At 34.8% G+C, this 12,705-nt stretch carries 12 protein-coding genes and 1 pseudogene; 11 read left to right on the top strand and 2 right to left on the bottom strand.

Features of this window, described 5'->3' with window-relative positions; genetic code table 11:
• The first annotated feature begins 56 nt into the window (after positions 1 to 56).
• From amyS to ACUN26_RS13825, 6 genes are all read left to right on the top strand, one after another.
• Positions 57 to 1,598, top strand: a complete 1,542-nt coding sequence (gene amyS, locus ACUN26_RS13850; RefSeq protein WP_000919645.1) for an alpha-amylase — start codon at positions 57 to 59, stop codon at positions 1,596 to 1,598.
• Positions 1,599 to 2,128: 530 nt separating this feature from the next.
• Positions 2,129 to 4,030, top strand: coding sequence for an endonuclease MutS2 (locus tag ACUN26_RS13845; RefSeq protein WP_001095216.1), 1,902 nt, complete (start codon positions 2,129 to 2,131; stop codon positions 4,028 to 4,030).
• Positions 4,031 to 4,036: 6 nt separating this feature from the next.
• Positions 4,037 to 4,561 (top strand): GNAT family N-acetyltransferase, encoded by a 525-nt coding sequence (locus tag ACUN26_RS13840; protein ID WP_000256477.1) that lies wholly within the window; start codon positions 4,037 to 4,039, stop codon positions 4,559 to 4,561.
• A 160-nt stretch (positions 4,562 to 4,721) separates the two neighbouring features.
• Positions 4,722 to 5,432 carry a histidine phosphatase family protein gene (locus tag ACUN26_RS13835; protein ID WP_001042060.1) on the top strand — a complete coding sequence of 237 codons (711 nt, stop codon included), beginning with the start codon at positions 4,722 to 4,724 and terminating at the stop codon, positions 5,430 to 5,432.
• Between the two features lie 256 nt (positions 5,433 to 5,688).
• The gene (locus ACUN26_RS13830) at positions 5,689 to 6,363 is read left to right on the top strand and encodes a hypothetical protein (RefSeq protein WP_000375147.1); all 675 of its coding nucleotides are present in this window, start codon (positions 5,689 to 5,691) and stop codon (positions 6,361 to 6,363) included.
• Between the two features lie 163 nt (positions 6,364 to 6,526).
• A complete protein-coding gene (locus ACUN26_RS13825) occupies positions 6,527 to 6,784 on the top strand; it encodes a hypothetical protein (RefSeq protein WP_000905653.1) in 258 nt (85 codons plus the stop codon).
• 112 nt (positions 6,785 to 6,896) lie between these two features.
• Here the strand turns inward: ACUN26_RS13825 and ACUN26_RS13820 are convergent, their stop codons facing one another.
• On the bottom strand, positions 6,897 to 7,862 hold the full coding sequence (locus tag ACUN26_RS13820) for a quinone oxidoreductase family protein (RefSeq protein WP_000645250.1): 966 nt from the start codon (positions 7,860 to 7,862) through the stop codon (positions 6,897 to 6,899).
• 123 nt (positions 7,863 to 7,985) lie between these two features.
• Here ACUN26_RS13820 and ACUN26_RS13815 point away from each other — a divergent pair, with 123 nt between their 5' ends.
• The 3 genes and pseudogenes from ACUN26_RS13815 to ACUN26_RS13805 all read left to right on the top strand — a co-directional run bounded on the left by ACUN26_RS13815 (position 7,986) and on the right by ACUN26_RS13805 (position 10,187).
• Entirely contained in the window at positions 7,986 to 8,879 is an 894-nt protein-coding gene (locus ACUN26_RS13815; protein WP_000403865.1) for a LysR family transcriptional regulator, read from the top strand.
• 299 nt (positions 8,880 to 9,178) lie between these two features.
• On the top strand, positions 9,179 to 9,691 hold the full coding sequence (locus ACUN26_RS13810; RefSeq protein WP_000473738.1) for a DUF2690 domain-containing protein: 513 nt from the start codon (positions 9,179 to 9,181) through the stop codon (positions 9,689 to 9,691).
• 17 nt (positions 9,692 to 9,708) lie between these two features.
• Positions 9,709 to 10,187, top strand: a pseudogene (locus ACUN26_RS13805) (DUF2690 domain-containing protein).
• A 113-nt stretch (positions 10,188 to 10,300) separates the two neighbouring features.
• On the opposite strand, the gene ACUN26_RS13800 reads toward ACUN26_RS13805, so the two are convergent.
• Entirely contained in the window at positions 10,301 to 10,789 is a 489-nt protein-coding gene (locus ACUN26_RS13800) for a DinB family protein (RefSeq protein WP_000902390.1), read from the bottom strand.
• Between the two features lie 192 nt (positions 10,790 to 10,981).
• On the opposite strand from ACUN26_RS13800, the gene ACUN26_RS13795 reads away from it, so the two are divergent.
• Entirely contained in the window at positions 10,982 to 11,437 is a 456-nt protein-coding gene (locus ACUN26_RS13795; RefSeq protein ID WP_001081128.1) for a DinB family protein, read from the top strand.
• Positions 11,438 to 11,629: 192 nt separating this feature from the next.
• Positions 11,630 to 12,667 carry a DUF4003 domain-containing protein gene (locus ACUN26_RS13790; RefSeq protein ID WP_002039050.1) on the top strand — a complete coding sequence of 346 codons (1,038 nt, stop codon included), beginning with the start codon at positions 11,630 to 11,632 and terminating at the stop codon, positions 12,665 to 12,667.
• Positions 12,668 to 12,705 lie beyond the last annotated feature (38 nt).

Raw genomic sequence — 12,705 nt, 5'->3', positions numbered from 1 at the left:
ATTATAATAATTTTAATGAATTATGCAAACGTTTTCTTAAAGGGGATGGTGTAAATATGTTGAAAAGGATTACGGTAGTCTGTTTATTATTTATTTTGCTTTTTCCTAATATATATGGGAGGAATAAGGCGGAAGCAGCAACGATAAATAATGGAACATTAATGCAGTATTTTGAGTGGTACGCTCCGAATGATGGGAATCATTGGAATCGTTTGCGTTATGATGCTGAAAGTTTAGCTCATAAGGGAATCACATCTGTATGGATACCACCTGCATATAAAGGGACTTCGCAAAATGATGTAGGGTATGGGGCCTATGATTTATACGATTTAGGGGAGTTCAATCAAAAAGGTACGGTGCGGACGAAATATGGGACAAAGGCACAGTTGAAATCTGCAATTGACGCTTTACATAAGCAAAACATCGACGTATACGGTGATGTAGTTATGAATCATAAAGGTGGGGCTGATTATACTGAAACCGTAACAGCTGTTGAGGTAGACCGTAACAATCGAAATATTGAAGTATCAGGTGATTATGAAATTAGTGCGTGGACGGGTTTTAACTTTCCAGGGCGCAGAGATGCTTATTCTAATTTCAAATGGAAATGGTATCATTTTGACGGAACGGATTGGGATGAAGGAAGGAAATTAAACCGAATTTATAAATTTAGGGGTATAGGTAAAGCGTGGGACTGGGAAGTGTCTAGCGAAAATGGAAATTATGATTATTTGATGTATGCAGATCTTGATTTTGATCATCCAGATGTTGCGAATGAAATGAAAAGTTGGGGAACGTGGTATGCGAATGAATTAAATTTAGATGGATTTCGTTTAGATGCTGTTAAACATATTGATCATGAATATTTACGCGATTGGGTAAATCATGTCAGACAGCAAACGGGGAAAGAAATGTTTACGGTGGCTGAATATTGGCAAAATGATATCCAGACTTTAAACAATTATTTGGCGAAAGTCAATTATAATCAATCTGTATTTGATGCACCGCTTCATTACAATTTTCATTATGCTTCAACAGGAAATGGGAATTATGATATGAGAAATATTTTAAATGGAACAGTAATGAAAAATCATCCTGCACTCGCAGTTACTCTCGTTGAGAATCATGATTCTCAACCTGGGCAATCATTGGAATCTGTAGTAAGTCCGTGGTTTAAGCCGCTGGCATATGCATTTATTTTAACTCGTGCAGAGGGCTATCCTTCAGTTTTTTATGGTGATTACTATGGGACAAGCGGAAATAGTAGTTATGAAATTCCAGCGTTAAAAGATAAAATTGATCCAATTTTGACGGCACGAAAAAACTTTGCATATGGTACGCAGCGTGATTATTTAGACCATCCAGATGTGATTGGCTGGACAAGAGAAGGCGATAGTGTACATGCTAAGTCTGGTTTAGCGGCATTAATCTCCGATGGACCAGGAGGATCAAAGTGGATGGATGTTGGAAAGAATAACGCTGGGGAAGTATGGTACGATATTACGGGTAATCAAACAAATACTGTAACAATTAATAAAGATGGATGGGGGCAATTCCATGTAAGTGGAGGCTCTGTTTCCATATATGTTCAACAGTAAATTGGTGATGAAAAAGAAGAGGTAGACTGAAATATAAGTTTCCTCTTCTTTTTACATTCTGTATAGTTATAAAAGTATGACACCTTTACTTCTTGCAAAACATATAGTATGATGATTTCAATAAATTAGATTTCAATGACCATAAAATATAAATTAATGAGAGGTGCTTTTTGTGAGTGCGGTAGGTATTAAATAGGAAAAATTTAATGAAATAAATCGGATAAGACCAGGGTATTTTTATGTATATCATACCCCTAATTTTGTCATGCGTTTATTTCGAAACCTATGAAGATACCTACAATACTTTATAAAGCGTGTAATGAGAGGATTGCCATTCGTTTTTTATGGTTTATTTCCTCATATGTTATTACACATGCCTTGTAAATGTAAAAGCTGCGGTATCCCCGCAGCTTTTTTGTATACGTTTTAAATGTATAAAAATGGTAATTGAATAATGTAAAACTCATTGGGATCTAATGAGTAGGTATCTTCATTTATGATAAACATCAATCATAGTGAGGAGAAACAAAATGAATACGATGACTTTTGAAAAGCTACAATATAACGAATTAAAGGAAATAGTGAAATCTTATTGTGTAAGTGGATTAGGTAAGGAATTATTAAATAAATTAGAGCCGAGTACAAGTATAAAAGTAGTGAGAAATCGTTTAAATGAAACGACAGAAGCAAGGACTATATTAGATGCAGAAGGACATGTGCCTTTTTTCGGAATTTCAAATATCGCGAGTACAATTCAAAAATTAGAAAAAGGGATGATTTTAGATCCAGAGGAATTAGTAAGTGTTTCAGATTTTTTACGTGGATGTAGAAAGATTAAAAAGTTTATGTTAGATAAAGAATTTTTTGCACCAGTATTAGCTTCTTATGCAAATTCAATGACTGAATATAAAAGCATTGAAGAGGAAATTAACTTTTCAATTAAAGGAAATAGTATTGATGCAGCTGCAAGTAAAGAGTTAAAACGAATTCGAAATAATATCGATTCTGTAGATGGAAAAATAAAAGAGCGTTTAACGAAGTTTTTAAATAGTAGTGCAAATAAGAAATTTATTCAGGAATTCTTTATTAGTAAAAAGGATGACCGTTATACGATTCCAATTAAATCTTCCTATAAAAATCAAGTTGCTGGGAGTATTGTTGAAGCTTCTGCAAAAGGTTCTACTGTATTTATAGAACCACATACGGTTACAAAGCTAAATGTGGAACTAGCAAGTTTGAAAGCAGAAGAAGCAATGGAAGAGTATCAAATATTAGCGACACTATCAGGAATGGTAGTAGAAAATATTTATAGTATAAAAATTAATATGGAACTGATAAGTCAATATGACATGGTATTTGCGAAAGCGAAGTTTAGTAAATCAATCGATGGAATAGAACCGAAGCTAAACGATCACGGAAACATTCATTTAATGAATTGTAAGCATCCGCTTTTAACGGGGCAAGTTGTACCGTTAAACTTTGAAATTGGTCAAGAGTACCGTAGTTTAATTATTACAGGACCAAATGCAGGCGGCAAAACAATTGTGTTAAAAACAATCGGACTATTAACATTAGCGACAATGTCAGGCTTTCATATTGCGGGAGATAAAGAAACGGAAATTGCTATTTTCGAAAATGTATTTGTAGACATTGGTGATAATCAAAGTATCGAAAATGCACTAAGCACATTTTCATCTCATATGAAAAATCTGTCTGAAATTATGAGGATGTCAAATAATAATACGTTACTACTATTTGACGAAATAGGGAGCGGTACAGAACCGAATGAAGGTGCGGCGCTTGCGATATCTATTTTAGAAGAATTTTACCTTGCGGGATGTATTACAATTGCGAGTACGCATTACGGTGAAATTAAACGCTTTTCAGAAATGCATGGTGATTTTATGAACGCAGCAATGCAATTTAATAGTGAAACACTAGAGCCACTTTATAAATTAGTTATCGGTAAATCAGGTGAAAGTAATGCGCTTTGGATTGCGAATAAAATGAACGTAAAAGAACATGTACTGCAAAGAGCGAAAGAGTATATGGGAAATAAAGAATACGCTATAGAAAAAGTGAATGAAAGTAAAATTAGAAAACCGAAATTTGTGCAAGCGAAAAGAGAATCTCATTATGAGTACAAAGTCGGCGACCGTGTGAATTTATTGGATTATGATGATTTTGGTATCCTTTATAAGGAAAAAGATAATTTCTATAACGTCGTTGTATATTATAACGGTGAATTCGTTGAAGTGAATGTAAAACGCATTACTTTAGAGGTAGCAGCGAAAGAATTATATCCAGAAGGGTACGATTTAAGTACACTATTTGTTGATTATAAAGAAAGAAAAATGCAACATGATATAGAGCGCGGATCGAAAAAAGCACTTCGTAAAATCCAAAAAGAAATAAGAAAGAATAGAGGATAATATAGAATGGTAACGATTAGACAAGAACAAAAAAATGATTATAGAAAGACAGAAGAAGTTGTAAAAGAGGCATTTTTAAATGAAGAATTTAGTGATAAAAAAGAGCATGAACTTGTAAAACGTATTAGAGAATGTGACGCATTTATTCCGGAGTTATCCATCGTTGCAGTAGATAAGGAAATAGTCGGTCACATTATGTTATCGAAAATTACAATAGAACAAGGTGGGACTACTGTAGATTCATTAGCACTTGCACCAGTGTCAATAGCACCAAGCCATCAGAAGAAAGGAATTGGTGGAAAACTTATCACGGCTGCTTTAGAAAAAGCGAAAGAATTAGGATACGGGTCAGTTGTAGTATTAGGGCATCCAGAGTACTATCCGAAATTCGGTTTTGAACGCGCAAGTCAGTGGAATATAAAAGCGCCATTTGAAGTGCCAGATGAAGTGTTTATGGTGATGGAGCTACGAGAGAACACTCTTCAAGGTGTAGAAGGAATTGTACAATATTCGAGTGCTTTCGCTGAGTAGAAGTATTGGCTAAGAAATGTAATCATAAAAGATGCTATCTTTTTGTAGAGATATACAGAAAGATAGCTTTTTTTATTCAGCAGATCTACTGACGTATATTTTGCTCAATGAATAATTGAGGTGGTAAAATTGATATAGAAACGTAAAGGGAGAGAATAGAATGAATAAGCGAGAAACAAATAGCAATGAGAATGTAGTTACGTTATATGTTACAAGACATGGTAAAACAATATTAAATACGAACCATCGCGCGCAAGGTTGGGCAGACTCTCCGTTAGTAGAAAAAGGTGTGGAAGTTGCCTCAAATTTAGGAACAGGATTAAAAGATGTTCATTTTACGAATGTGTATAGTAGCGATAGCGGCCGAGCGATTGAAACTGCTAATTTAGTATTAAAATATAGTGAGCAATCAAAATTGAAACTTGAGAAAAGAAAAAATTTGCGAGAATTAAATTTTGGTATTTTTGAAGGTGAAAAACTTGAAAATATGTGGGATGCGGTTGGAAAAGCTGCGGGTGTTGCAGCACCAGAAGAACTTATGAAGCTTTCTATTCAAGAAGTAATTAATCTTATTAGAGCAGCAGACCCTACGAAACAAGCGGAAGATTGGGAATTATTTTCTACTCGTATAAAAACAGAGATTGATAAAATTAGTGAAGAAGCTGCTGCAAATGGAGACGGTACCGTTTTAGTTGTCGTTCATGGGCTTTTGATTACTGCCTTAATAGAAATGATAGATAGTAGTAAAACAAAACTTGGAGTGGAAAATGCTAGTGTGACGAAGATTGTATATCAAGGTGGAACATACACAGTCGAGTCGGTTGGAGATATGAGGTATGTTGCAAAAGGGAAAGAAAGTGTGGAAATATAATTAAATCTCAAATAGAGATAAGAAAAGGAGGCTAGAAAATCTAGCTTCCTTTTATTTTTCAGTATATCATTTGTTAATTTAAATCGGAATATTCTGTTAAAAATACACTATGAAAATTATTGTGGTGATATAGTAAGAGAGTAGGAACAATAAATTGTCTTGCAGCTTATTGGAGGGCTATTAGTCTAGTCTTACATTTCATCTCGAAATTTAAGTGAGTTTACGAGAAATAAAACAAAATAAGGAACGTGTAAATATGGATCGAATATATTTTGTGGACAACCCGTGGCCTAAAGGTCATCGAATTGTTAATTTTAAGTGGAGTGCACATTTTAAATATGCGGAGGAAGAAGAGTTAAATGGTGTAGCTGGTTTGTATTTTGATTTACATTTAGAGACTGCGGATTATGATGATGAAGAAGATGGAGAAGATGTTGATGACTGGCACGCGAAGATTGTATGGAACAACTTCCATAACTGTACTTTGTCATCAGAAGAATGGGATTTTAAAGGGTTTCGTGTAGGAAGTGATGAGGTGCCTTTTGATTTGGATTTGCTAAATGGGAAGAGATTTGCAATTGATTTTTTATCCGAAGATGAGCAGAAGAACTTAGATTTAGATTTAACTGCATTTGACGTTTATTTACTTGGACATGATGCGTCAGCCTTTCATAATATTAAGTTTACTAGATTAGAAGGACAGACGTATCAAATTGAATGGAAAGGGCAATTGGCACTTGCGTATATTGGTGATTATGAATTTAAATATGATTTTCATACACTAATTTCCTCAACATCATTTAGTGGCATTAATATTCCTAATGAAATAACTGATCATGAGGCAGACGTTTTGTTAAAAAGATTTGTTAGTAATCCAGTATTGTTTGAATTGCAACATGATAATGGGGATAGGCGATTTGTATTGAAATAAAAATATATTGTTGCCTTTGCGAAAAATATGAGTAAAAGGTTACTGTATTCGACATAGCTAATAACCCCGTTGTCGGAAAACTCAAAGAAAAAGATACATAGTATGTGATTTATGCTCAGTTCTAAGAAGAAAAGGATATTAACAATTATATGGAGAAGTGATTATGTTGATTAAATTCGTTCATTTTTTATTTGGAAAACCGTGTAAAAAAGGTGATTCGTTCCAAACTAAGTTTCCACGTTTTATTTATTGGAGTGCAGTTGTATTTTATTTTTTTGGAATGCTATTCTTTGGGATTTTTTCTTTTATTGATACTGTATTTATTGGGTCGTTGATATCCGGAGGTTTGTTCTTTCCTTTAATATTTAGATTCATTTATTTTATAAACCTAAAAATGAGGGGCCTAGAAAGAGAAGTATAGAAATAAAAAATATAAATAACAGGGTTATTAAAAAGAAGCAAAATGGAACATTAATAACATTTAAAAAGGAAGCAATGAAATATATTCTAGCTTCCTTTTTAAATATGAACGATTATGGAATCAATAAAATCTTCCCAGTACTTTTTCTGCTCTCTAATAATTTATGTGCAAGAGCACCATCTTGTAAGGCGAATGTAGTAGGACTCGCGATGTTTACTTTTCCACTAGTGATCCAATCGAATAATTGAGTAGAGCGCTGCTTACGTTCTTCAAAAGTAGTAAGCGCGTTCCAAAGGTCTCCACCAGTTAAAGTTTTTGAAGTATCCATAAGCATACGCGGATCAACTGGCGCAGGATTACCACCAGCCATTCCGTAAAATACGACAGTACCGCCAATTTTAGTAGCGTTAAAACTTTCCTCTAATGTAGAACCTACTGATTCATATACAACATTTACTCCAGTGCCGTTTGTTATTTCAAGTACTTTTGAATGCCATTTTTCCGTATATAAAAATACATGATCAGCCCCAGCTAACGTGGCTACTTTGTTTTTTTCGGTTGATGACGTAAGACCAATTACTGTTCCGCCCTGTAGTTTAATCATTTGAATAAGAAGTTGACCAACGCCACCAGCCGCAGCGTGGACTAAAGCTGTATCACCTTGTTTTATTTGATAGCTATCTTTCGTTAAATAATGTGCCGTTAGACCTTGTAATAAGACAGAAGCGGCTGTTTCAAAAGAAATAGAATCCGGAAGTAGGATGGCTTTTTCTGATGGAACGGCAACTAATTCTGCATTTGCAAATGGGACGTCAGCAAATGCAATACGGTCTCCAGGATTGATAGTAGTAACATCAGCTCCTACTTGTTCAACAATACCAGCCCCTTCATAACCTAATATATATGGCGGGTTACCAGCGAGATGATAATCACCGCGGCGTCTATAAATATCAGCAAAGTTTAAACCGATTGCTTTCGTGCGCACAAGAATTTCATTTGAATTTATGATTGGATCATGTATTTTTTTATATTGTAGTACATCCGGATTTCCGAACTGTTCGAAACAAAGTGCTTTCATATGGAATACCTCCATTTATATTGTTTGTCGATGCTCTTTATCATACAATATAAACATCGATAGACAAAGAGGATTATTTCGATGAAATCAATCGGAAATACCGATTGAAAAGAGGGATGATAAATGGAGATAAAACAATTAATTACATTTAAAATAGCCGCGGAAACTTTGAACTTTACACAAACTGCGAAGAAATTAAACTTTGCCCAATCGAGTGTTACAGCACAAATTAAAACGTTAGAGGCTGAGCTCGGTACACCACTATTTGAGAGGTTAGGGAAACGTCTTTTCTTAACTGAAGCGGGCAGGAAGTTTCAACTATATGCGGACAAGATAATCGCACTTAGTAACGAAGCGAAGACGGCTGTGAAAGATGATGAGGAAATAGCAGGTACGTTAATAATTGGTGCACAAGAAAGTCAATGTACATATAGGCTTCCTTCTATATTAAAGAGGTTTAAAATACAATTCCCCAAAATAAAGCTTATATTTAAACCAGCGCATTCCAATAAAGATGCGAAGGAACAATTGATGGAGGGGAAAGTCGATCTTGCATTTATTTTGGACGAATGTAAAACAGAAGATGCTTTGCATGTGGATCCACTTATGAAAGAAGAATTAAAAGTAGTAGCGGCTCCAGGGCATTGTTTACTCGAACAGGCTTCCGTTTCTATAAAAGATTTAGAGAGTGAAACACTTTTGTTAACTGAACTAGGGTGCTCATATCGGACTTTATTTGAAGAGTTATTTCGTGCGGAAGACGTATATCCAGCAAATAAGATTGAGTTTGTTAGTGTCGAGGCAATTAAACAATGTGTCATTGCGGATTTAGGTATAGCAGTTTTGCCAGCAATAGTAGTAGAAAAAGATATACGGGAAGGGACGTTAAAGGAGTTAGTGTTAAAAGAAACAATAGCTCCGATTTATACACAAATTGCTTGGCATAAAGATAAATGGATGGCAGTGCCACTGCAACAATTTATTGATGTAACGAGGGAGTTTTTTACAACGGATTAAGTGGAGAAATATTTATTTTATATAAAAGAAAAAATGGCAATTTTGTATAAAGAACCGATGCTTGAATATAACAAGTATCGGTTCTTTTATGTTTTAAATTAAGAATGCTATAAAATGTGTATTTCTCAACTTTTTTCTTACAAGGATAAGTAAAATTCTTCGTATATTCCAATAATCATAAGGGAATTTACAACGTTTATTCGTTTCTGTAAGATGCCTCTAGGAAGCGTGAAAGGAGGGCTTACATAGGGGATAGATTGTCTTTAGTATACGTACTTATTGTGAGGGGGGAATTTAATATGTTTAAAAAGTTAATGAAAGTATGCGTGTTAAGTGCGGCAAGTATAGGTGTATTATTTAGTTTCCAAGGAAGTACATTGGCAGCTGCTGATTTAAGTAGTTATTATGACGGAAAAAATCCAGCAACAACGAAAGTATACGGGGGAAGTACAACGTGTGATGCAGATGGATTTAATGCAAAGTCTACAGCAGTTTATGAAGGGAGTAAAAAAGTAGGGACAGTGTATTTACGTTACAGTAATAAATGTCATGCAGCATGGTCTAAGCTTGTTTTAGATCAACCAGCACCAGCTGTTTCGGGAGGAGTGTATGCGTACGCAGTTGTAAATAAATATAAAAATGGTGTATTCCAAAAATCAGTTACTTCTAATCAGGGGAACGGCACAATAAAAACAGGTCAAACGAGCACGTATACAGGAATGGTATTTGATTTAACTGCAGATTTCGGATATACAGCAGATGCTGAAGCGGTTACGTTTAATAACGGTTACGGTAAAACAGCACGTTATTAATAAAGGAGTGAAATTATATGAAGCTATTAAAAAAGGTGAGTGCATGTTTATTGCTATCTTTACTCGTTGTAACTAGTATGTTTAGCACGACTAATAGAGCGATAAAGCATACGCAGAAAATCATTCATATGATGGGAAAAGTCCTTACTATAACAGCTGTGATCAATCCGCAGTAACGAAAGAAAAGAAGTGGATTGATTCAAATTCTTATGTAGAATTAAAATTTAGCACGACTTGTAAGACAGCATGGGCAAAAGTTACTGTAACCCGCCCAGCAGTTTATAATAACGAAGCTGATGCAAGGATTGTTAGAAAAACAGATGGAAAGGCATACACTTGCGGAAGTGCTGGAGGAAATGGTGTTGTAAATAAAGGGAAAACATCATGCTATACGCCAATGGTATATGACTTAGATCCAAGAAAGGCACAAGCGCAGGGGAAACATGCCATTCCGAATAGTGATGCTTATAATTATGCGGAGACTATTTGGTATTGATGAGGATATGGAGATTGTAAGATAGCATATTTTAAGAGCATGTTTTGATTGGATTTCAAAACATGCTCGATTTGTATTCATTCTAATTTTTTCAGTAATCATGGACCATTGAATTAACTAAGATCTGTATCAGGAGGAGTATATCCAAGGTGCCTAGCCATTGATACAATTTGTCCTTTATGATGAAACTCATGTGTCTCCGTATGAGTTAAAAGCCAGAGCGGAGTTGTGCTCCAAGGTTCTTTTTGCCATTTAACTTCATTTGCTATATTTTCGAGCCATCGGTCATTATATTCATCTAAAAAACGTAGTACAACCTCATCTACTAACTTAAATCTAGTACGAACTTTTTCGACATCTGCATGCTCAACTTCATAATCGCTGGCAAATGAAAAATCTGCTCTTTTTTGCTTGAATGCGAATGATCCAAGCCAGTATCGATAGCAATCGGCTACATGAATATGCGTCTTTATTATACTACCGCTTCCGAAATTCGGAACAGTGCTATGTAATTTTTCTACTGGGATTTCTTCAAAAAACGAAAATAGAGTTTCTCTTGTAGAGCTAATCAGATTATATTGTTGTTTTAAAATATGTAACATACAAGTACACTCCTCTTTTATTTACATAGTAAGTAATTCTATATTTACGAGGAGTGAACCTTTTTATTATGTTTAATAAGCATATTAGGTGTATTTCTTAATTGTTTCTGATAGATTATACAAGGTGAAACTTTAATAAGTTGAACACTCTTAGTTCATAATAAATTGTACATAAAAAAGGGGAGCGATAAAATGAATAGACTAGTTGGTTTAAAACAATTTGAAATAACGCGTGGAGCATTACTGAAATTCATGGAAACGTTAGATGATAATACTGCGGATACGCAGCCGGATGGCTTTAACAATACAATTCGCTGGCATATTGGTCACGTGTTAACGGCAGCAGAAACTTTCATGTTTGGAAGAGAATTTAAACAATTACCAACTGAATACCCAGGTATGTTTGGATATGGTACACGACCATCTAAATGGGAAACAGAAGGGCCATCATTAGAAGTGTTAACGGCTCAATTAAAAGAACAAGCGAAGCGTATTAACGAAATGCCAGCAGAAGTATTTGAAAATAAACTTCCAGAACCATTCCTAGGATTAAAAACAGTAGGGGAGCTTTACGGTATGATGCTTTATCATGAAGCGGATCATCTTGGGCAAATGAAGGCGATGGAACGAATTATTAAAGCTCTTTAGTCTTAATTGCATATAACAAGCAATACAGGTGTAATGTTAAATAATATATACAAAAAAGGTAGATAAATTATTATCTACCTTTTTTGTATAACTTCTTGAAGGATTAGGGATTATCATCGTGATGCTGATGAAGAAGGATAAGAGAATTTTATAATTTTTATGGTGTGATTATTAATTATAGTATTCCTAAATATGGAATATACGTATAATGATAGAGAAGAACTAGAAATAGGGGTGAATACTATGATTACATTAGAGCAAAAGTTGGAGCAATATAAACATACATATGTACAGTTAAAGGGAGAACTAAAATGGAAAACGAGTGATTCTCGAACAGCAATGATGATTGCTGCTATGTATGCAGGTAGTGATAAGTTGTTTGATCTCGGACGTTTTTTAGAAATTAGTAGTTATATTAAGAATCAGGTAGGGATGTTTTCATACTTAAAGTCTTATCATCGTTTTGTAGTGGCCGCAACATTAGATATTCACTTTACAGATTATAAGAAAGCTTTTCAGAAGTTTTTAGATTTATATGAACAATTGGTCACTGGTGGCTTTAGCCGGAGTATATTTACTTATCTCGCAGCAGCTGTGCTTTTAACAGAAGAAAATGAACAGCATGGCACACATATTCAGCGTTCGATGCAAGTATATAAACGCATGAAAAAGGATCACCTCTTTCTTACAAGTACAAATGATTATCCGCTCGCAGTTTTATTAGCAGGACAATCAGAGCATGTAGAAACACTTATGGACCGAGTGGAACGTCTTTATCAGAAACTAGCGACAGCTGGTTTGCGTAAAGGGAATGATCTTCAATTTTTGAGTCATATTCTTTCACTAAAGAAGGATGTCAGGGAAGAACTATTAGTTGCAAAATGTACAAATATATGGAATTTGTTAAAGCAAGAAAAGGTAAAAGTAAAACAGATGCATTACCCAGCTATCGGGCTACTAGCGTTACTCGAGGACGGAGAAAAAGAGATTCATTCTATTCGAGCATTTATTGAAAAATTGCAGGGGGATAAATTGTTCCGTTGGCATACAGATACAACTATTCTTATTGCTATTCAACTGTTCGTAAGTCAGAAAGGTGAGGAAAGTAAAGCTACTAACACAGGTTTACAAACAATGATAGAAGTCCTCATACAAGCACAACAGGCAGCCATGATGGCAACGATTGCCGCTTCATCTGTAGCAACATCTTCTGCTAGTAGTAGTTCATAATGTGCAACTGCTTATGCTCTTGTAAATTATGATAAATT

This window comes from Bacillus sp. WC2503 (assembly GCF_052682895.1).
Note: the sequence above shows the minus strand (reverse complement) of the source record. Positions and strands in the feature narration are given on the sequence as shown.